The sequence below is a fragment of the Chitinasiproducens palmae genome (assembly GCF_900095735.1).
GTDB lineage: Bacteria > Pseudomonadota > Gammaproteobacteria > Burkholderiales > Burkholderiaceae > Chitinasiproducens > Chitinasiproducens palmae.
This window is the reverse complement of the sequence record NZ_FNLO01000001.1, coordinates 548,244-570,168: the sequence shown is the minus strand read 5'-3', so window position 1 is coordinate 570,168 and position 21,925 is coordinate 548,244. Positions and strand designations below refer to the sequence as shown.

15 protein-coding genes are annotated in these 21,925 nt (G+C 65.7%); all 15 read right to left on the bottom strand.

The features are described 5' to 3' along the window. Positions 1 to 17 precede the first annotated feature (17 nt). Complete coding sequence (locus BLU54_RS02140; protein WP_091904056.1) at positions 18 to 1,169, bottom strand: type II secretion system F family protein; 1,152 nt, start codon at positions 1,167 to 1,169, stop codon at positions 18 to 20. Further along, positions 1,166 to 2,803 carry a GspE/PulE family protein gene (locus BLU54_RS02135; RefSeq protein ID WP_211435284.1) on the bottom strand — a complete coding sequence of 546 codons (1,638 nt, stop codon included), beginning with the start codon at positions 2,801 to 2,803 and terminating at the stop codon, positions 1,166 to 1,168. Before BLU54_RS02135 ends, BLU54_RS02140 begins: the two co-directional genes overlap by 4 nt. A 42-nt stretch (positions 2,804 to 2,845) precedes the next feature. Further along, a complete protein-coding gene (locus BLU54_RS02130) occupies positions 2,846 to 3,298 on the bottom strand; it encodes a hypothetical protein (RefSeq protein WP_139169411.1) in 453 nt (150 codons plus the stop codon). A gap of 200 nt (positions 3,299 to 3,498) precedes the next feature. Beyond that, a complete protein-coding gene (locus BLU54_RS02125) occupies positions 3,499 to 4,752 on the bottom strand; it encodes a type 4b pilus protein PilO2 (protein ID WP_091904050.1) in 1,254 nt (417 codons plus the stop codon). A 3-nt stretch (positions 4,753 to 4,755) separates the two neighbouring features. Further along, positions 4,756 to 6,462, bottom strand: a complete 1,707-nt coding sequence (locus BLU54_RS02120; RefSeq protein ID WP_091904048.1) for a secretin N-terminal domain-containing protein — start codon at positions 6,460 to 6,462, stop codon at positions 4,756 to 4,758. Between the two features lie 40 nt (positions 6,463 to 6,502). After that, positions 6,503 to 7,075, bottom strand: coding sequence for a toxin co-regulated pilus biosynthesis Q family protein (locus BLU54_RS02115; RefSeq protein WP_091904046.1), 573 nt, complete (start codon positions 7,073 to 7,075; stop codon positions 6,503 to 6,505). Between the two features lie 217 nt (positions 7,076 to 7,292). Continuing rightward, positions 7,293 to 7,832: a type 4 pilus major pilin gene (locus BLU54_RS02110; RefSeq protein ID WP_170844980.1), complete on the bottom strand. Its 540-nt coding sequence runs from the start codon at positions 7,830 to 7,832 to the stop codon at positions 7,293 to 7,295. A gap of 804 nt (positions 7,833 to 8,636) precedes the next feature. Then, positions 8,637 to 9,410 carry an alpha-amylase family protein gene (locus tag BLU54_RS02105; protein ID WP_235837745.1) on the bottom strand — a complete coding sequence of 258 codons (774 nt, stop codon included), beginning with the start codon at positions 9,408 to 9,410 and terminating at the stop codon, positions 8,637 to 8,639. 775 nt (positions 9,411 to 10,185) lie between these two features. Further along, positions 10,186 to 13,275 carry an NfrA family protein gene (locus BLU54_RS02100; protein WP_091904042.1) on the bottom strand — a complete coding sequence of 1,030 codons (3,090 nt, stop codon included), beginning with the start codon at positions 13,273 to 13,275 and terminating at the stop codon, positions 10,186 to 10,188. Continuing rightward, positions 13,272 to 15,410 (bottom strand): glycosyl transferase family protein, encoded by a 2,139-nt coding sequence (locus BLU54_RS02095; RefSeq protein WP_235837744.1) that lies wholly within the window; start codon positions 15,408 to 15,410, stop codon positions 13,272 to 13,274. The genes BLU54_RS02100 and BLU54_RS02095 overlap by 4 nt, the downstream gene beginning before the upstream one ends. Position 15,411: 1 nt before the next feature. Then, the gene (locus BLU54_RS02090) at positions 15,412 to 17,670 is read right to left on the bottom strand and encodes a serine/threonine-protein kinase (protein ID WP_091904040.1); all 2,259 of its coding nucleotides are present in this window, start codon (positions 17,668 to 17,670) and stop codon (positions 15,412 to 15,414) included. A gap of 38 nt (positions 17,671 to 17,708) precedes the next feature. Beyond that, positions 17,709 to 19,034 carry a non-hydrolyzing UDP-N-acetylglucosamine 2-epimerase gene (wecB, locus tag BLU54_RS02085; RefSeq protein WP_091904038.1) on the bottom strand — a complete coding sequence of 442 codons (1,326 nt, stop codon included), beginning with the start codon at positions 19,032 to 19,034 and terminating at the stop codon, positions 17,709 to 17,711. 1,133 nt (positions 19,035 to 20,167) lie between these two features. After that, the gene (locus BLU54_RS02080) at positions 20,168 to 20,590 is read right to left on the bottom strand and encodes a PIN domain-containing protein (RefSeq protein WP_091904036.1); all 423 of its coding nucleotides are present in this window, start codon (positions 20,588 to 20,590) and stop codon (positions 20,168 to 20,170) included. Next, positions 20,587 to 20,829: an AbrB/MazE/SpoVT family DNA-binding domain-containing protein gene (locus BLU54_RS02075; protein WP_091904034.1), complete on the bottom strand. Its 243-nt coding sequence runs from the start codon at positions 20,827 to 20,829 to the stop codon at positions 20,587 to 20,589. The genes BLU54_RS02080 and BLU54_RS02075 overlap by 4 nt, the downstream gene beginning before the upstream one ends. Positions 20,830 to 21,075: 246 nt before the next feature. Beyond that, positions 21,076 to 21,924: a 3-hydroxybutyryl-CoA dehydrogenase gene (locus BLU54_RS02070; RefSeq protein ID WP_091904032.1), complete on the bottom strand. Its 849-nt coding sequence runs from the start codon at positions 21,922 to 21,924 to the stop codon at positions 21,076 to 21,078. Position 21,925 lies beyond the last annotated feature (1 nt).

Below are 21,925 nucleotides of genomic sequence, written 5' to 3'. Positions count from 1 at the left end.
CACTGCTCAAGAAGATTTCACGTCGCGGCGGCGGAAACCTGTTGCTGAAGTTCGAACATCGAGGAGATGATCCAGCCGAACACGCCGGCCATGAGGATGATCGCGCCGGTGCGCATTGCTGCCGTCTGCGACTGGATCGCCCTGACGGACTCGCTGAGCCATTGCCGGGAAAGCTTCTCCAGCATCTCCTCGAAGCCGTCGAGCGCCGCGTACGCGCGGATGTCCATCACCATGTCGCGGCTCGGAAAGTCGTAGCCCGCCCGGTACATCGCGTCGCCGACATCGTTTGCACCGTTGAGCAGCGCGCGTCGGATCGCGGCCACGCGCTGCGCGTACCACGGGTTGGCGTTCTGGTACATGAGCTTGAGCGCCGTCGGGGCGGGCACGCCGGCGTGCAGCAAGGCACTGAGCGACGCCATGAACCCGCAACCCGCGGCGGTCCGGTACACGGACCAAGGCGGAAATCGTTCGAGATGCCGACGCAGCGGTCCGGTCCAGCGCGGCAGCGACGCGAGCGCGAAGCACAGCAGCGCGATCACGGCGGCGAGCGTCGGCCACAGGCCGCCGTTGACGAAACGTGCGAGGCCGGCGAGCGTCGCCGCGTTGCCTTCCCAACGATCGACCGGCAGGATTTGCGCGAACACCGGCACCACCTGCGTGCCGAAGATCCACATGAAGAACACGGTGCATGAGAGCAGCACCAGCGGATACAACAGGCCGCCCAGCGCGCTGCGAATCTGTTTGGAGGCGGTATTGAGAAACAGCACGTCTTCGAGCGCCTTGTCGAGACGCCCCGACATTTCTCCGGCCTGCACCAGCGAGCGCTCCATGGTCGGCGCCCAGCCCTGCAGCGACTGACTGAGTGTCTGACCGTTGCGCAAGGCGCTGCGCCAACTGTCGACCGCAACGGCACTCGACGTCTTCGGCTTCCGCCCCTCGAACGACACATGCAGATACAGCTCGTCCAGCGCGTGCGTGAGCGGAACCCCGTTCGCGACGAAGCGCGCGAGCTTCTCGTAAAGCCGCATGCGCTGCGCGGTCGTGAACTGAATTCTGACAAAACGCCGCTCGAGGCCGGACACCTGCGAGCGTTTCGTGGCCGCGCCGTCCGGACCGGTTACGGCAGCTCGACGCGGTGACAAGCGAAACCATTTCCTCAGATCAATCATAGGTCGTCCCGAATAGCGATCAAGCCCAGTTGCGCAAAGTCGCGTTGTCGTTCCGCGACCGGTGCCGAGATCGGCCCTAGGCGGCTCAACAGGTCCGCAGGATCGACATGGCCGTTCACCAGTTGCACCCAGCCGTGCTCGGCAATCGACACGCCACCGAGGGCGTCGCGCCAATAGCTTTCGGCTTCGTTGCGCTGCCCGCGCACGGCTAGATCGAGGAAGGTCTGGTCTGGACAGATCACTTCCGCCACCACGCGACGGCCCGCATAACCGCCACGACACGCGTCACAGCCCGCGGGCGAGTGCACACGGATCTGCTCATGGAGTCCGCCGGCGAGCACCGGCAGGTGCTCGTGGAGGGCGTCGCCGAGTTGCGCCCGTGCTTGTGCGCCAGACAGACGGATGATTGGCACGCTACAGTGCGGGCACACCAGGCGAACCAGACGCTGCGCAATCAGCCCTGTCAACAGCCTGGGGTCGGTCAGCTTGAAGGTATCCACGCTTTGGTCGCGCAGGCGGTCGATGATCGCCATCGCACTATTCGCATGGAGCGACGTCCAGACCTGGTGACCCGTCATCGCGGCGGTGAACACGAGCGCGATGATCGAGGCGTCGCGCGCCTCGCCTGGCATGATGACGTCCGGGTCCGAACGCAGCGCCGCGACGATCGCCTTGCGATAGGCCGCGGCCCGTTGTTCCTCCGATTCGACGTTGGTCACCGGCAACTGAGCGGCGCCGGCGATCTCGTATTCGGGCGGGTCCTCGATGCTCAGCATGTTGATCCGCTTGTGCCGCTCGCGGTACAGCTGTTCGAGGATCACCTTCAACGTGGTCGATTTACCGGAACCAGTCGGTCCCGACACGAAGTTGGCGCCTTCCGGCAACTGGCGCAGATGGGCAAGCTGTTCGACGTGCACTGGCAGGAAGCCCAGTTGCTGGAGCGTCACCCGGTGCCCCCACTGCTTCTCCGCGTACAGCAGGCGCGCCACCAGATGTCGTCCGCCGCCCGCCAGCGGATTGAATTGCAAGCGGATGGATTGCACGTTCGGCGGCAGCGGGATGCGCGAGGTCGCCGAGATCCGCGCGGCTTGATAATCGTATACGCGGTATGTCGCGTCGGCGTCGTCCGACCCGTTGAAAAGGGTTGCGAGTAATGCGTGGGCATGACGCGCCTCGATCTGCCGCACCCGCATCATCTGGCCGTCCGACCGGAAGAACAGTTCGGCCTCGTGGCTATGGATTTTGATATGGATGTCGCTGGCGTGCGCGCTGGCCGCCTCCTTGATCAACTGGGCCACCGCGGCTTCCATCGGTTCGACATCCCTGCGCGCGTGACCCACTCCGCTAGACGTGCCGCGCTCGGCATTCTCGTAAAGCAGACGTACGACCGCGAGGTCCACCAGGTAGACGGTGTGCACGCGCACGCCGCGCCGCGCCGCAGTCTCCCGCAGGGCCAACACGTTGGCGTCGCGCTGCGCCATGCGGTCGACCACCATCACCCCGTCTTCGTATAACGCGCAGGCACGTCTTTGCGCGGGCGAGGCTTCAAGCAGACCGCCGCGCGCGCTGATCATCCGTTGTGAGCGCTCGAACAGCTCCCGCACATGTGCATCCGTCGCGTCGATCGACGCCATTCCACCGCGACCGTTTTCGGACGTATGCCGGCGCATGATTGTTCAGGACTCCGTGCCCGTCGTCGACGGCGCCTGGGCGGTGCCGAAGGGCAGCACATAGCGCCGCCCCTTTCGTTGCAGTACGACGCCGTTCGCGCTGATTTGGGCGACGCGCCAACCGTTGCCGACGAGATCGCCGGTGACGATCTGGAGCGTGCCTTGACCCCGCAACCAGATCTGTGCGCGGGCCGCATCGCCGCGGGCGCCCACCCAGTTCGTCAGGGCGCCCTGCAGGCTGTCGGCATCGTCGGCGTCGATACTGGCCGCGCCCGAATTGAGTTTGGCCAGACCAGCTTCCAGTTTCTGGTTTTCGAGTCGCAGGCGCAGCACCTCGTTCGTGCGCCGCAGACGCTGCATTTCTTCCAGGTCCGCGCGGTAACGCACCAGGTCCGGCATGGCGAGCGGCGGAGCTTGCGTGGCTGACGAGGGGGCAGGGGTGGCCGCCGGCGTATTCATCGTGGTGTCCGCGTCGACCTGCCCAGCCGATGCTGCGGTCAATGCGGCTGCGCTGCCGGCATGCAGGGCGAAGCCGCATACGACGAAGAGAACAGCGCGGTTCAGCCGCCGGCCTGACACCGACGCGTAGACCGACGCGCTAAGCCGCACCAACGGCGGCGACAGTAGGGCGGGAAAGGGGCACTCGAGCTCGTATCGCATCATGGGAGCGCTGGGTCGGTTGGGGAGACGGGACGGGGATAGAGGGCTGCCGTGACACGCCAAGAGTCGGTCAGCACGTCGTATGTGATTTCCCGAAGCACCGCGTTTCGGATTGGCTCAAACACCGAGGCGAATGGCAGCATGTCGCCCTGCACGTTGAACGACACATGGAGGACGTCGCTTGGCTCATGCTCGAGCCGGCCATCCAGTTCGACCCCGGCTTCCTCGAACTGAGCCTGCAGGTACCGCAAGGCCTCGCGCAACGGCGGCTCATCGGACAACTGCTCCAGTACTGGCGCTGGCGGCAGCGGACGGCTCACGGTCAGCGCGCTGTGCGTGCCCGTCACGTTCAGGTCCCCCGGGATCGAGCGCAGCGCATAGTCTGCCCAGCCACGCGTCCCTGTCGTGCGCACTAGGCCGAAACGCACCGACTTGCCGTCGCAGCGGCCGGCCTCGCCGAGTTTCCAGCCCGGTATGCTGAGCAGGCCGAAACCGTCGCGGCGCAGTGCACGTTCGCACGCCAGCAAGGCCGGTAGCAGCCGCGGCGCACCGGCCCAGGGCCGGCTGGCCTTGGGTGAGTGCAAGACCGGCTTACCGGGCACCTGCGCCTTTTCCTGTGACTTTAGGAGATACAGCACGCCACCTGCAGCCAAGACGGTCAGCAACGACACGGCACCGAGGCGGAGCACGCGATTGCGAGCGCCGCGCGGCGTCTGCAAGAGCACCTTCTTGGCCCGCAGATAGCTGGCGAGCGGCGCGTCTGTGGTGCTCGGGTTCGACCAGTGGGACGGACAAATCCGTTCGGTCCATTCGTCCGTCAAATGATCGAGGAAAGCCGTTGCCGCGTCGGATTCGTGCGCAAAGGCCTTGTCGCACACGATCGTGTTGTCGTCACGAATGGCGATCACCACCCAGGCGCCGCCGGTGGTTCGCCAGGCGGCCAGCAGCGAGTTCAAACAGCCGGCCGCTATGCTAGGGGCGAGTGCGGCAAGACCGTGTCGATGCCCAAGCAGCAGCTCGCCCAGGCCGTACTGCGTGACCCCTCCCGGATCTCGCGCCGGATAAAGGCAGAGGACACCCGCCTGCAATCGCGACGCGCTCTCGCGGGCCTCGGCGGCCAGCGCTTGCGGTGTGCACGCCGTATGCCAGATCAAGCTGACTGCGTACTGTCGCCCACTCTCCGTGACGACGCCGACCAGTTTGTTTTCTTCAGCGGCTCGATCGAGCCCGGGCGCGAGGTTCAACGCACTCATGCCTCAGCCGCCGGCTCGCGCGAAGCGTGCTTCGCGACGGTGTACTTTCGGCGTGATGCAGATGACGATCAGTTGTCGCTTGCGGGACGCGCTACTGCCGCCGCCAAACGCCTTGAACGACGTGCTGCCCTTGCCGTCCTCCTGCATCGTTTCGTTCACGTGTTGAAACCCGGCCATGACCAGCGTTGAGCCGTTATGCAGCAGGCTCTCCTGCACGAATGAGCGTTGATCCACGTTTGGCAGCGACAACTCCGGCTCCTTGTCTCCCAACCGGATCCGGTCAAAGCCGCCGTCCTTGCCAACCAGGGCGGAGATGTTGACGCCGTATTGCAACAACACCTCGCCTGAATCAAGCACCTTAGGTAGCACGTTCAACGCGAAACCGGTTGTCACGGTGGAGGTCGTGACCTCCCGCTGCGTAGTGATCTGGTTCATCACCGTGCCGATCTTCGAGACGTAGCCGCGTGCGTTCGAGACCTGCAGTGGCACTGGCTGGCCCGACATCGTCGTGACCGAGGCGTTGGTCACGACACTGACGCGACCCGTCTGGTCCAGCAGCTTCAGCAGGCCGCTGATGTTGCCGTTCCGGCCGTCGAGCACGCCCGCTGAGATCGTGTCGCCGGAGAGCGCGTTGCCAGGGTCGTTCACCCCCGCCAGGAATCTGCCGCTGGCGAACAGCCCATGCAGCGAGAAGCGCCGTTCGGACGCGTCGTCGAGCGTCACGCTATACACCGCGACATTTACCGTCACCTGCCGTTCAAGCTGCCGATTCACGCTCTCAACGTACTTGGAGACATCGTCCATCAGGCGTGGCGCGGCGGTCACGGTCAAAGCTGAGAGCCCGCGCGACAAGGTGTAGGCGCCTTGGCCGCCCAGGATGGTCTTGACGGTGGCATCGATGTCTTTCCACAGATCAAACGCCACCTGTACCGACGCGCTCTGTTGCACACCGGACTTCGAACCGCTGTTGCTGTTGCTGCCGTTGCCGCCGCCGCTGTTGTCACCGACTTCGGACGTCAAACCGATGTTCAGATCCGCCTGTGCCGTCACCAGCGATGGCAGGGCGGCAATCGGGAACGTCCGCGTAATCGAGCGGGCCAGGTGGAGCGTGCCATTCTCATATCGCCAGCCGACGTTGAAGTAACTTTCGATCAGCCGCAGGAACTGCGAAAGCGGTCCCTGGAAGCGCACGTCCATGCGCTGCCGATCGGAGAGCGGCGCCGGCGCCGCGAACGCGGAGGGCGTGCGACCGCTCGTCACCGCGCGTGGTGCCACATTGGACAGCGCTTCTCCGATCCGCGCGGCGTCGTACTGGTCGTTGCCGCGGGCCGTGGTCGCGGCGCCGTCTCGCGAAGTGCCAGCGGACTCGTCGATGGCAACCGGGATGCCGGTCACCCGGGTGAGCAGTGAAGCGATGCCGGGCAGATCCAACGGCGCGGCTGCCGCGAGCGTTACCCCGCTGCGGCGTTCCAACGTATCGGGCAGACGCCGATAGGCGGGAACGCGCGACGCCTGCAAAGCGACGTACGATCGCGGCTCGATCGCAAATGGTGCGGCGGAGGCGACGGGCGCGGGCTCCGCTGCCTCGTCGAACGATGCGTTCGTCGTGTCGAGCGCATCGTTCTGGCTCGATCGGACCTCATCGCGCAAGGTGCTGCACGCGCCCAGCGCTGCAAGGATGGCGGCAGTCGCAACAACTCTTGGCTTCATTGGCGGTAAAGTGGTTGAAGAGATTGGTCGCGTCGAATCGTCAGTCTTCCCAAGTATCGCGAACGACAACTACACGGTTTCCGGCATACAGACGTAGGTAGACTTGCCCACCTGCAGTACGCACCGAGTCCAGCAGTGACTTCAACGCGCTTTCGAAAGGCCCCGTGAAGCGGGCGCCGGCGCGCAAGCGGAAGTCGTAGTCGCTGTTCCACACGACGCTCCATCCGGCACGCTCCGCCCAGGCAATCAAGGTTTCTCGCAACTCGCTGCCGCTGTCGGCTACCCAGACCGTAGAGAGCGGATCCGATCTTGCCGCAGCAGACGTCGCATCTGCGGGGGCGGTGACATCGCTGCCGCCCAGGGCGTCGGCAGGGGCACTGGCCACCCTGGGGATCGAGGCGTCGGCTTCGCCTGAACCGAGTGCCGTGGCTACCTGCGCAAGCGGATCCCGAAGCGTTTTGTCTTCGGACACCGGGGCCGGGCGCACACGCACCGGCTCGGGCGCAGGGGGCGATGCCGCGAGCGCGGCATGCGCTACCGGCCATGCGGCGAGCACGGCGGCCGTAAGCGCTACCATGCGCGCGCGATGCGAGAGACCACCGGATTGATTCATCTTTCCCAAGGCCAAAAAAAGGTTTCCATGACTGAAGCGCCGATTGGGCGAACCGAGGGCCGCGGGTCGAACGATCCAAGCGGCACGAACGCAGGATTGCCGTCATGAGCCAGTTGGTTGCCTGGCGGGCGAGGCTATCTCCAGAACGCGGCGCCGAGCGGCGGCCACGCGTCGGCCTGCGACAGTCGATTCGCAGGGCCGCGCCCGTCGTATCGGCTCAATACAGCTCCCAGACCATCGGTACTGCGGCGCCGCCGTCCGTGCTGCATGCCTCGTCGTATGCATCTCCGGATACATCCTGTCCGTTGATCTTGAAACTGACCAGGTTGGTGCCGAAATCGTTGTGGGCGAGCATCAGACAGAGTGCTGGTTTGACGTTGTCTACCTGCACCGTGTATTTGGTGCCGGTGCCCTTAACGGTGAAGGTGCCACCGTGCGGCGAGAGCAATTTCTTGTTCTTGGAATCGACCAGATGCGCGGGCAACATGCCGGACGAAGCCAGCGTGGCATCGGTCAAGCCGTCGTAAGTGCCTTTGCTTGCGTAGAGTGAATCGACGGTCGAGACGATCGTCTGCAACGCACCGTTGGTCGCCACGTTCTTGCTACGCTGCGACGCCATCTGGTAGTACGCGACCGCGCCGCCAATCACCACGGCGGCAAGCGCAAGCACCATCGACGCCTCGATCAGGGACAGGCCGCGTTCGGCACGGCGACGCGTCTGCGCCGCGCGTGGGTGTGAAAGAGAAAAGTGTTGCATCTTGTTCATTCTGCGTAGTTGACGAAAGCCTTTGCGCGATCTCCGCAAGGCGGTTTTCGAGCGCGCTCATGCGAAAATTCTTATTTATCGTTAGGGCAACGGCATCATGCGCCAGTGCAGCGCCGCGATATATGATTGCAACTTGATTGAAGTTGTCGGAGTCGATCGAACTGATTAGCGCAACAAAGGATCGGCGCCGCACGGCTCGCGTGGTCCCCGGTGTGAGCGGCCATGGCGCTGGTCTGACGTGGTGGCGCCGCGTGGCAGGCATGTCGGCATGCCGCCGTGAGCGTAGGTGCTGTCGCGCTGTGAAGGTGCCGGCCGTGTGTTGCCGGTAATGTGTGTTGCAGGTAACGTGTGTTGCCGGTAATGTGTGTTGCCGGTAATACGAGGCGCGACCGGGCTCAATACCGAGAGACGGCGTAACCGGCGTTCGATTCGCTGTCCGGATGCGGCCACGTCGGATGCGGCCACCTCTCGATCGTGCCGTAATCGTTTAGCGCCGGAACTGGGCCCGGCATCGCGGAAAGGAGCGGGCCGCGCCGTTGGCCTGCCTTCGTCTGCGCCGGAACGGGTCGACCCAAGGCGGCAGCACGCGTCATGGCAGCGGTAGACGGTGGGCGCGAAACCGAACTGAAGGCGTTCGTCGCTGCGGTGCGCGCGCCGAACAGGCGGGCCGCAAGCGCCGGGGCCACGCGCAGGGATCAGCCGCCGCGGGACGCTGGCACGACGTCATGGTCTGAGGTCGTTGCGGCCCGAACGGCGGTGAGTGACGAGATAAGGAAGAGCGAAGCGACGGCTGTTTCAGCGACAGCCTTGACCGGCGCCAAGCGCGACGAGCTCGCGGATCAGATCGGCATTGACGTAGTGGGGTCCGTCGAACAACCAGACCGACCTGCCGGCATAGCTGCGCAACTGTTCGGCCAACTCCGCCGCGGTTGCGCTGCGCACACCGCCCCCGAAACGTGGCCGGAATGCTTCGGCGATGATCCGCACGCGTGCCTTGCCGCGTGTCGCGATCAAGGCATCGGCATACTGCAGCGCGACGTCCGGCGAGCGCGTGTAGAGGCCGACACCATCCTGGAAATAGACCCCGATGTCCGCTGGCAGCCACTTGTTGACCCAGGCGGCGAGCGCCTGCGGTCCGATGTTACTGTTGTCGTAGACACTGATCCACAACGGTCTCGGCAGACCCGCCAGGATGCGGCCGAACGCGGCGACGTCGGTCCAGGTCGGATCGGCCTCGACTGGGAAGTAGTAGCCGCCGATGCGCAGCGCGGGCGTCGGACGCGGCAGGCTCAGCGACAACGCCGCCAACGCGCCCGCCTGCGCCCGAGCCTGCGGCTCGTTGAAACGGCCGGCCAGCCCTAGCACGGTCTCGTGGGCCCACGGCTCGCGGGCGATGCGCTCCCAGTCCGGCATAGCGCCAAGGGTGGACAGCTTGGTACCGTCGATTAACGCAATGTTGTCCACCACGGTCCACTGCACGAGCAGACGCTTGATGCCCAGCTTTTGCCAGTCCCCGACTGGCTTCAGGTGGTCGGCGTCGGGTTGCCAGACAACGCCTTCGGCGCACAACGGCGCGCCGGCGGCCAGCGCACTGCTGATCCCGACAGATGCGCCGACAGATGCGGCAACAACTGCACCAACAAATGCGCCGAACAGCGCGCGGAAAGGTGTGCCGGAAAGGGCGCTGAGGATTGACCGAGCACGCGCCGCGTGTCGCCACCGGGCCGGCCGAGAGAAATTCATTGGATGACTGACTGCACGCGCCGACGCGCGCGCTGCTTGCGGAGAGCCGGGCTGAAAACGGGGCTGAAACCTGATGACCATGCGCGTCTTGTTGAAGCTGACTTCGGTGCGCGCGGCGGGCGGTAAGCAAGCGGGGGGCGTGCCCCGCTTGCCTGTCGATGCCCGATACGGCGGCCGTCGCGTCGCTTGATGTTTTACGGGTCTACAGCATAACCGCCGGCCATCCAGGCGTCACCTGTCGCAAAGAAACCGGGCTCGAAATGAAGGGCATGCCGGGTGGCGGCAAAGAACCGGCGCAGCCTGCGTGCCGGCGCACCACGGCGGCGCAATCCGCAAACAGGCGCATGGCCAATGCGCGGCGCATTGACCGAACCGTGGCCTGTGCCTTTGCGCCTCGTCGGCTCCCCGGCTCCCCGGCGCCCAACGCGTGCGCCCGTGTCTCTCGTCGGCCGGCCACGCAGCGGATGCCGTGACCCGCGTCTGGCTCGGCGGGCGAGCCGCCAGGCAACAGCGCTCGCGGTTCGACGGTGCAACGCAAAGCAGTGCAAGGCAATACAGAGCGGCGAGCGCCGTGCGTGCCGTTGCCTGCCTTACTGCACGGTCAGTAGGAGAGGGTGGCTCTCACGAACACACCGTTGTTGCGGTCGTCGCCATTGACCTTGATGCGGTACTGGACGGCCAGCTCGAACACCGAGCGCGGCGCGGTCCACGCGTCCTGCCGGAATGAGTAGCGCACCGCCACGCCCGGACCCGTGCCGACCGAGAGGCGTCGTGCATTGGCGGAGTCGTAATCGGCGGCCATCACCCAATGCGGCATCACCACTAGCGTCGGCCAGGCGCTGCTGACACGCATGCTGCGGCCGAGCCGAGCCTCGACGTCGGCATAATTGCGCGACTGCTGGAGGTAACGCCCCGCCTCGGCATAGAGCTGGCCGGTCCACCACTGGTCGCGGTCCACGCGCAGGTCCGTGCCGAAGCCGGTCGAGTAAGCCGCGCGTACCAGCCAGTCGCCGCGCACGCCGCTGCCCAGCGGCACGATGCGTTCGAGCGCGAAGACGGCGTCGAACGGCAGCGGACGAATGCGGATACCGGCACTGGCTTGCAGCGAACGCGACAGAGACTGACTGTCGCGACGCGCGTACAACGTGTCGTACAGGCGCCCGTAGACCTCCAGCCGTGATCCGTAACGGAGCGACGGCCGGTAGTAGATCTCGGCGCCAGCCTGCAGCGCGTCGCCGCCGTCGGTGGTGGGCAAGCCGATGCCGCCGACCGCGGCCGAGCCGCCATAGGTCAGCGACGCGATGGCACCCCACCGACGCGTCAAGGTGTCGACCGCGCGCCGCACTTCGAAGGTTTCCTGCGGGCCCAGCTGTGGCAGGCGACCATCGTTGCGCGCGTCGATCGCCGAGCGGAACGCGCTGACCGCTGCCTCTGGCCGGCCCGCCGCCTGCGCCGCATAGCCGCTGTCCAACAAGGCGCTGTCCGGCAGCTTGCCGTCGGCACGTGCACGGGTGAACGCCGCGTCGGCGGTCTTTGCATCGCCGGCCTGCGCGGCCACGTAGCCGAGCGCCAGCGGCGACATCCGATCGAGCTCGCCGTTCCGCCGTGCGGTGTCGTAGGCGGCGCGCGCCTCGCGCCGCCGGCCACTCGTCGCCAGCAATGAGATTCGCTCCGCGGTATCGAGCCCCTCGGGTTGCGCAAGCGCGCGATCGGCGTCGGCGCGGGCGCCCTTGGGGTCGCCGTTGGCCTGGCGCAGCCGGGCGCGGGCCGCAAGCAGACGAGCGACGTCACCGTCCCGCGCGATGGCGGCGTCTGCAGCGGCGAGCGCCGCATCGTCGTGGCCCGCAGCGTGTTCCGCATCGATCAACAACAACGCATGCCCGATATTGTCCGGGGAGGCGGCGAGCGCGCGCCGCGCGGCGTCGGCCGCGAGTTCCGGATGGCCGGCGCGCAACGCCGCGTAGCCTTCGCTAGCCGCCTGGAAGCCCGGATCGCGGGGCCAGTCCCCGGCCCGCGTGTAACAGAACAGGCCGTCGTTGCGGTTGCGGCAGGCAAGCCGTGGGGCGGGCGGCACGGGCGCGCGGGCGAAGGCTGCCAACGCGTCGAGGCGCTGACCTGCCGCCGTGAGCAGGCGCGTGCGCCGGGCTGCGTCGTCCTGCGCAGGCGTGGTTCTGCTGGTCCTGACGCTGGCGCTGCCGCGAAGACCGCCGGGGCCATTGCGCGACGGCAGCACGCCAGCGCTTTCGGCCGTGTTGTCGTCATCGTCGTCGCCCGTGGCCTCGGTGAGGTCTGGCGTTGCCGACTGCCTCGCCGCGACTTCCGCGTTCGCGCCGCTGCCATTGCTCGCGTCACTGCTCGCGTCACTGGTCGCGTCACTGGTCGCGTCACTGGTCGCGTCACTGCTCGCGTCACTGCTCGCGTTGTTCGTGGCGTTGTTCTTGGCATAGTTGCTCGCGTCGCCGCCGTTCGCCGTTGTGCCGGTCGCCGTTTCCCTGTCGGTCGCCCTGGCGTTCGTCACGTCAGGCGCAGCGGCCGCCGCACCATGGTCTGACGCCGCTTGCACCCCCGCGCCGTTGGAGACGCCGCCTGCGGCCGCCGCGTCCGCCGTACCGACCTCGCGCAGGCCTGCCTGCAGCGTCATCAGCGCCTTGCGTGCGCGTGCCCGGTCGCCGACGGCAAGGTACAGGTCCGCTGCCAGCAGGCGCCGCTGTGCCGCGCGGGTGGCGGCGCTGAACGGCGCCTCGGGCGTTACGGCGAGGCGGGCCGACGTGTCGCCCACCTCCACGCGGGTGGCGCTGTCCGCCAGTTCGTCGGCGTGTGCAGCGATGCGCGCGCGCTGCGCCGTGGCACCGTCATCGCCGGATGGGCTGAGGCCGCGGCTGGCATCGAACGCATCCCAGGCGAGTGCGTCCGCGTCGTGCGGATCGCGCGCCAACCAGTCCGCGACACGCGTGCGGGCGTCGACAATGGCGCCAGGACGCGCGCTGCGCAGACCGGCATCGACCAGCAACAGGGCCCAGGCGTGCTGCTCGTCGGCATCCCCACAGTCCTCGCCAGCGTCGAGCGCGAACGCTGCGCCCGCGTGCGCTCTGACCAGATCGTCGCGCGTCAAGGCCCGCCAGCTCAGTTGCGCTGCCTGCCGGGCCAGTGCACAGGTGGCACGCGGCCGGCTGACGGCCTGATTCTCCATCACGTCGAGGGCAGCTTCGCTGGCGTTCAGGAAGCGCCGGTCCTGGCTCGCGTAGTAGGCCGAGGCGAGCAGCAGGCGGTAATCCACGTTGTCGGGCGACCGCGCAATGGCGCGCTCGGCAGCCGCCGCCGCGGCTGGGTAGTCGCCACGGTCATAGGCGGCGTAGCCAAGCCGCGCGTCGTCGTAGCCCGCAGGCGCCGGTTCGCCTGCGCCTGCTGAGCCGCCACCGCTGGGCGGCGGCGCGAGAATCGCGGCGCGCTGGCTGCGCAGGCGGGTAACGTCCGGCCGCAGCCTGATCGCCTGGTCGATCTTGCGCAGCGCCTCGTCGCGCCGTCCGGCGCGCAGCGCGGCTTGAGCCTCGGTGGCCAATCGGTAGGCGGGTCCGCTGAGCGGCAGTTCAATCGTATAGCTAACGTCGCGTGCGGCCGCGGCGGTCGCGCCATGCGCCGCCGCCGGCAGCAGCGTAGCTGCGACGGCGAGTGTCAAAAGCGTTTGTTTCATGCGCCAACTTGTCCTTCGCGCCGATGGCGCTGTTCGAGCAGAGCACGTTCGACCGACTGCGGCTCAAGCACGCCGGTCCGCACCAGGTGATCGCCGATGCGCCCATCGCGCTCCGGCCGATACCCCTCCAGTGCCTTCTCGAAAGTCCGTCTGGCCAGCAGCCCCATCTCGATCAGCAGGTCGCCCAACAGCGGCACCGCATTCTCGACCGTGCCGCTGGGGTCGCCACGCAGCACGCGCAGGCCCGCGGCAATCTCGCTTTCGCGCGCCACGCCTTGCTGCCATACGATGCCGGCGGGAAGCGTGGCCAGGGCCTCGGGCGGCAGCGGCGCCGCCACGGCCAGCCAGTGGTCGCCCGTCTCGTTGCTGCCGATATCGATCGCGCGCCAGCGCACCTGGAAATCTACCGGGACGGTGGTTCGTTCCCGCTCCCGGCGCAGCCGCGCCATGTCGACGTGCACGCGCGGCAACTCGCTTTGATAGGAGATCGCTTCCGCAAGGGTTTCTTCGTCGATCGCGCCATCGGCGATCAGCGCGCGCCCCAGCGGCAGGTCGCGCCGCGACTGTCGATTCAGGCCGCGCTCCAGCTGCTCGTTGCTGATCGCGCGCCAGGACAGAAGCAACTCGCCCAGGCGCAGGCGACGGCGTTCGCCGATCAACTGGTCGGCGGATGGGAAGTCGTGCATCGTCTTGTCCCACACAAGACGGCGTCCGGTCACCAGGTGCGTCAGGAACATCCGCCAGGCGCGCGCGACGGCGAGGAAGTTGATGAAGTTGCCGATCGCCATGCGCGGCACCGACAGCAGCGCATGCTCCCAGCCGTAGAGCCGCTTCACGAAGATGATGCGTTGCGACACGCGCTGGAAGAGGGCGATCAGATTGGCGTAGAACACCCAGCGCATCACCCCGTCCGGGGCGAACAGCGGTGGGAAGCGGACCGGCAGCCAGCCAAAGACGTTCGCGAAGTAGAACAGCGCGAACTGCAGTACCAGCACGTAGGCGAGCACGCCGACGAATGCGGTGACGACGCCCTTGCGGTCGCGGAACAGCAGATAGCGGGCTGCCAGCGAGCCGCTCCAGCCGAGTTGCTGCCAGCTTTGCAGGCCGATGCCCAGCGTCCAGCGCGCCTTCTGGCGGTAGGCGGTGCGCACCGTGTCTGGGAAGAACTCCCGCACGCAAAGCGGCATTTCGATCTCGAAATCCTTGGCCGGACCCAGGCCGAACCACGTTTTGCGCCGAGTCTGGTAGCGGACCGGAAAACGCGCGAAGATCGAACGCATGCCCAGCTTAGACAGGCGCGCGCCGACGTCGTAATCCTCGGTAAGGCTGTCGGTATTGAAAGGCTGTTGGTTGGTGGCATCCGCCAACGCATGCATCGCGCGATGCGAGAAGCAGGTGCCGACTCCCGCGGACGGAACCGACCCGGTCAGGCTCTCGCGGACCACCAGATCCTTGGCGTGCCATTCCGCGAACTCGTCCATATAGGTGCCGGCCACGAATTCGTACCAGCTCCGTTCGAGCGACGCCACCGGCAACTGGACCATGTCCTTGCGCGGCAGCAGGTAATTGAAGAAACGCAATTCGAGCGCGTGCAGCACGTCCTCGCTGTCGTGCAACACGACGCCAGCATACGGCGTGCCGTTTTCGCGCTCCTTCAGGAAGATCGCCTGGATCACCCAATTCAGACAATCGGCCTTGCAGGTCGGCCCCTCGTGGGGCACCTCGACGCGATGCAGGTGCTTGTAGCGCCGACGCATGCGTTCGACTTCGGCGATGGTCTGCGCGTCGTTCGGATAGGTGCCGACGAAGATCGCGTAGTTCTCATAGTCGAGGGTTTCGACCATGTTCTCGACCATGGCCGCGATCACGTCGTACTCGTGCCACGCCGGGATCATGATCGCGATCGGCTGCTCGTCGCGCTCCATCAACTGCGCGACCGTCAGACTGGGATAGCGACGCTTGACCGTCAGCGAACGCCAGACCTCGCGTACCCAGAAGTAGACGTCGATAAAGACGTCGTCGATGCTGGAGATGAGGATGACCAGCGCGAAGAAGCCCGCCGACCACTGCAGCAGCGTGTAGTAGTCGGCGATCCAGAACGGACCGTATAGCGTCCACAATGTCGGCAGGCTCAACTCATTCCCCCTGACGCGGCTTGCGGCGACGCACCACCAGTGCGGCCAACAGCCCGATCAAAATCAACACGGCCGCGAGGATGCCCAAACTCCACAGCACCGGATGCGCACGGAACGCACCGCGGAAACCGGTGCCGGCAAGCGGACGGGACGGCGCGAGCGTGTCGACACTCGCCAGCACATCGCGTGGGCCGACCAGTGCGACGGTGGCGAGCGGCAGGGTTGCCGGCAGTGCTTCATCCGACTTGTAGGACGTCAGGGTCCGCCAGGCGACCCCGGCCTGGCCCGCCGCGCGCGTGACCGCCGCGACCGCGATGCCGCCCAGACCGCGGGCGTCGAACAGCGTGTCGCCGTCGCGCGTCACCGTTACCCGTCCATCGTCGTTCAGTTGCGCGTCGGCCTTCGGCTCGTCGAGCTTCACATCGACCGAGACGAAGGCGCCGGCTGGTTTCACCACCGTATCGTTCGGCACAAGGTGCAAGGCGGCACGCGTCGGCGTCACGCCGGCGGCCAGCGACAACGACACGGCGCGCGGCAGCGTCTGCGCCGCGTGTGCACGGTCGGCGTCACGTACGTACACGTCCGCGCCGCTGGCCAGCCGCACCGCAACGCCCGGGAAAGTGTCGAGCGGCGCGACGCTGCCAAGTACCAGATGGCTGCTAGGCAGGATCGCGACCGGATAGGCCACCGCTTCGCCGCAATGTTCGCCCGGAATCTGGCGCTGGAAGCGCACTCGCAGGAAGTTGCGGCTCGCCAGCGCGTAGGCCGGAATCGACACGGTCAACTGCTGGCGTTTGCCCGGCTCGTCGAGCATGATCGCGCCGAGCAGGTAGTCGTTCCAGAACACGGAAGCGACCGCGCCCTGGCCGTCGCTGCCAGGCGCGGCAGCAATGTCGAGCACCGCTTCGACCGGTGCCCGATCGCCAATCGGCAGCCGAGCAAGGTCGAAACTGCCGGTCCATTCACCATTGCGGGCAACGTCCACTGTACCGGCACCGGCGTCGGGCGTTTCAAAGGGCAGGATGTCGCGCGTCGGTTTGGTAGCGGCGGTTGCAGGCGAGGCGGCCTGCAGACGCTCGGCAAGCAGAGTGCGGCGCCACGGCGCATCGAACAGTGCGGCGATGCGGCTCGGGCGATCCGCGAACGCGATGGCCGGCTGGCCGGCCCAGCGCGTGAGCGCGGCGTCGGCGGTCACCGGGCCGCGTTGTGCGGCGCCTGGCCAAGCGCGCGCCAGCCATGCGTCGAACGCGGGCAACGCGTCCGGCGCGGCGCCCTGAACCTGCGCGCGCAGCGCCGCAAAGGCTTGCGAAAGCTGATTGCGCAGCGCCTCGTCCGCGAGCAACACGTCGGCGTGCCATGTGGTCTTGCCGGCGACGGCGAGCAGGGCGCCGACCTCGGCGGGGCTGGCAAGGCGGTGACGGCCACCGCCCGCCAGCGACGCGAACGCGGGCAGCCCGCGCAGGTCGGCAGGTACGGCGTCGGCGCCGATCTCGACGGTCTCGCCGGGCGCCGGCAGTGCCACATATTTTGGATGGAAACCACTGCGTTGCAGCAGCATGCCGGTACGCCACGCACTCTCGTAGGCGTTCGCGGTCAGCGTGCCGCCTGCCACCAGCAGCGTCGGCTCAGTCGGCAGTGCGCTCCAGGCGGTGGCGAGGTCGGTGATGCGCGCGCCGTCGTAGCGATAACGGAACACGCTGTCGGGATAGACGCGGAGCAGGTTGGCAATCGACGTTTCGTCGTCGCAGCGCTTTTCGCTGACGATCGAGCTCCAACGCAGTCCGAGGCGTAGATAGCCGCTGTCGCGCGGCGTCCCGTCGACCGTCAGGTCGGCGCTGGCGTCGCCCTGCTCGCCGGAGAATCCGCGCGCAAGCGTCGGATCGCCGTCAAGCGACAACACCATCGATGTGCGGCCGCCGTCGCCGCGCATATAGCCTGCATTCACGTGCAAGGCTGCGTTGCTCAGGGGCACGCCAGCGGGTACCGGCAGATACAGCTCACGCCCGGAATCGACACGCGACAGCACCATCGGGCGGCGCACGCCCAGAGCGGACAGCGGCACCTCGCGGGCGACGGTGGTGTCTGCGTCAAGCCGCTGGAAGCCTGCCGCGGCATTGCTCTGCGCCAAGGCTGGCGCGGTGCAGGCAGCGAGGAAGAGGAGGGAGGCGTTGGCAACGCGATGCAGCGTGGCGCGCTGGACCGACGGCGCCGAACGGCGCGCGCCACGCGCACCGTCCGGGAAAACGGAATTGAAATGCATGTGTCGGGAAGAGTACGGTGGAGATCGGAATGATGGATTCAGGAAACCTTGCTCGCTGCCGCCCCGACACTGGCGACAAGCGAGCGCGTGCCGCCTGACGGAAAGGATGGCCCGTGCGTCGGGTTAGACAACGGCACCGGCGTCGGTGCGGACTTCGGCATCGTGATCGGGGCACGCCGGCGCGCGTTGCGGTGCACGGCGGCCGCCCGGGCATGAGACGGTGCGCGGAAGGGTTCGCATTCGCGGCCTGCCAGCAGCGCGGCAATTCGCTCGCTGGCGCGACCGTCGCCGTACGGATTCTGCGCGGCGATATCGCGCCGCATGGCCTGATGACGCGCGGCCGGTTCTGACAGGAGTCGCGCCACCGCCTGCACGATATCGCCCGCGTCGGTGCCGACGAGCCGAGCGGCGCCGGAGGCCACGGCTTCTGGACGCTCGGTGACGTCGCGCATCACCAGCACCGGTACGCCGAGCGCCGGCGCTTCCTCCTGAACACCGCCCGAGTCCGTCAGGATCACCGATGCGCGGCGCATCAGATAGACGAAGTCGGGGTAATCCAGCGGCGACAGCAAATGTACGCGCGGCAGCCCTTGCAGACGTTCGAGCACCGGGCCGCGCACATTCGGGTTCAAGTGCACTGGATAGACCAGTTGAATGTCGTCGCGTTGCGCCAGTTCAGCCAGCGCATCGCAGATCGCGTCGAACCCGCCGCCGAAATTCTCGCGCCGATGTCCGGTGACCAGCACCATCCGTCGGCTCGGGTCTAGAAAGTCGTAGCGAGCGGCCAGGATTGCGGACAACACCGTATCCGAATCCAGTTTGCGCGCCATCCACTGCAGCGCGTCCACGACGGTATTGCCAGTGAGAAGGATACGGCCAGCCGCGCCTGCCGATTGCAGGTTGTCGACGGCAGCCGGTGTCGGCGCGAACATCGAAGACGCGACCAGATCGACGAAACAACGGTTCATCTCTTCGGGAAACGGACGGCTGAGGTCGCCCGTGCGCAAACCGGCTTCTACGTGCGCGACCGGAATGCCGCGATGAAAGGCCGCCAATGCGGCTGCAAATGCCGTGCTGGTGTCGCCGTGGACCATCACGGTATCCGGCTTGATCGTTTCCAGGAGGGGATCCAACGAACCAAGAATGCGGCCTACCAGGGGATTCAAGCCGGGCGCGCCATCCATTGCCGACAGGTTGTAGTCGCCCGTGAGCTCGAAGGTAGCCAATGCCTGCGACAGCATTGTGGTGTGTTGACCGCTCAGGCAAACGACCGACTCGAGCCCGGGTTCCGCACGCAACGCACGGACGACGGGTGCCATCTTGATGGCTTCCGGACGGGTGCCGAACACTGACAGGATTTTCATCAACACGTCTCCACTGCGCTGTTATTCCGGCGACCGCCGGCGCAAGCGCGTTAGGCCCGATTCAAGGGCGAAACTTAAGGTTAGGAATGCAGATCGGATCGAGATGCGGCGTGCACCGGGCTGTCTCGTTCGCGCAGCCAATCAGACGTTGAGGTGCGCTTTCATGATCCACGCGTGGCATACACCGCGGTGATATAACCGAGGCCGGCGGAGCGGTGCCCCCGCTTGCGCGTGCACCGGCTTCCTCACACCATGTCTGGCATCGAAGAAGGGCGCAACGGCAAGCGCGCATGACGGAACACCATGGGTCACCGCACGGCGGGCTGCTGGCCTCGTCGACAAGCCGGGTATGCGGCTGTCGACAGAAATCGATTTAGCGAAAGCGAGGAACGGCTTCAATCTATTTAGGCTTCGCGCGAAGCGTCGGTCGCTCTCACCATCGGAGCGCAAGGCACGACCCCCTCGGGCGCGTACGTGAGGGCGTCACATGTTCGTCAAAAAACGTTTCCGGATCACCGGTGCGGGTTTACTAGCAGGACGCATGCCATTCATGTTCATTTGCTTCTGTGGAAGCCAGAATCTCCCGTAGTTGCGGGCGTCGTAACCTTGCATCGCAGAATTCACCTGACGGTCGATTGGCGATGGTCGACCTTCCGTTTTTTACGAAAGGGCCGATGCCGTGGCAACTTCGGCAGGCGTTGCGGTTGTAAAAGATCCGATTTTTAGGGTGATCGCGGATGCGGATACGCGCGCCTCAGTCGGTTTCAGAACTGTAAGGTTCAGAAAATGAAGCATAAATCGGGGGTGACGAAAAGCTAGCTCGTGATTTCCGGTCGGATAAACAACTCAGTCAGCGCTTGATGAGACTCGGAACCTGGAGTTCGACAGCTTTAGCCTCAGCGAATACTGGCCCGGCTAGGTCGATCTATGGCCGGACAGGAGGCGTCTCCAGATCTGGTTCCGGTAACGGGCGCGCAGCGATGTGATGTCTACGTTGCCAAGATTTCGACGAAACCGATAATTGTGATTATGACAAATAAAATTAGATCAAGCGCTGGATCTGAATCGGCCTGGCGCATAGGTGATACGCGCTAACTCAAGCGCCAGGCCCGAAATTGCTAGCGAGAGGCCGATTACAGAAATGGATTGATCACAGTCAGCTTGTCGAGAATGACCTGACCGTGGTGCATGTCTTCGCTGTAGAGCAACTCGCACCCTGCGAGCAATGCGAAAGCAAGGATGCAGGAATCGTAAAATCTGAATCCGTAGTACGCAGCGATTCGACGCGCTTCCTTGTGCACGTCGAGGGTCAAAGGTACAACGTCGCATAGCACTTCGACGTCTTCCAAAATGCGCTCGATTTCAGCCCACGATAGGCGCATCTTCCGGCTCATTACGAGCGTGACTTCGTTCATGACCTGGGTACTGATAACCGGCCTGAAATTTCCGCCAGTCATCAATCTTTCCGCCCGCTCGGCCTTTGCGACGTCGCCAGAAAACAGATAAATGATGACATTGCTGTCGACGGCGAACCGCATCGGGGTCGTCGGCGTCATCCGGCGTTGTCCCGGTCATCGAGTGATTCACGATCGAACTTGAAGTCCGCGGGTAAGCGTCCGCGGAATTTGCGCAAGCGCTCGATCCGCTCGGCAACGGTGGGTATTTTGCTAACCGAAAACGCGCCGCATCGGTCAGCGTAAATCTCGATGTCGTCGCCCTCCTTCAATTCAAGCGCTTCGACCACGCTCGCGGGGAGTCGGACGGCAAGACTGTTGCCCCATTTTGCAACCTGCATGTCGGCCTCCTTGGATACACATATGGGGAATTGTATATCCAAGCATGCGGCCTCTCAACTGAGATTCGTCCCGTGGCGCCGTTACGGGGCTTGGCCATGAGGAGGCTCTCTGCACCCGGCGGTCGGACGGCGACGCCGCCAAGTACGAAAACGTGATCTGACGCCGGCTGCAAACCTACAAACGTTGCGCCACCTACGGCCCAATATCCCATCGGTTGCAGCGCCAGCCCGCCAGGCTTCCGCCATTCAATACGTGTGGAACCCTCGCCCGCTCTTTCTTCCCAGATACCCGGCATCCACCATTTCCTTGAGCAACGGTGCGGGCCGGTATTTTGAGTCGTTGAAGTCGCGGTACAGCACGTCCATGATCGCGAGCACGGTGTCCAATCCGATCAGGTCGGCCAGCGCGAGCGGACCGATCGGATGGTTTGCGCCGAGCTTCATGCCGGCATCGATTTCCTCGGCACTTGCGAGGCGCTCCTGCAGCACGAAGACGGCTTCGTTGATCATCGGGACCAGGATGCGATTGACCGCGAAGCCCGGTGAATTCCTGATGTCGATCGCCGTCTTGCCGATGCGCCTGGCCAGCGCCACCGTCACCTCGAATGTCGCGTCGCTGGTCTGGATGCCACGGATCACTTCGACCAGTTCCATCACTGGCACCGGGTTGAAGAAGTGCATGCCAATGAAGCGCGCCGGATTGGCCAGCGTCGCAGCGAGCTTGGTGATCGAGACCGACGACGTATTGGTCGCGATGATCGCATCCGGCCGGAGAACGGTGTCGAGCTGCTTCAGGATCTCCTGCTTGATCCGCACGCTTTCTGTCGCGCCCTCGATCACGAAGTCGCACGCGGCAAGGCCTTCCGGCGCGACGCAGCGCGCAATGCGGCTCACCGCGGCCGACGCATGCGCCGCGGACAGCTTTTCCTTCGACACCAAACGGTCCAGGCTGGCCGCGATGCGGTCGAAACCGCGCTGGACCGCTTCGTCGTTGATGTCGTTGAGCACGACATTCAGGCCGGCTACCGCGCAAACTTGAGCAATGCCGCTGCCCATCTGGCCCGCGCCGACGATTCCGATTGTTTGCATTTCCATT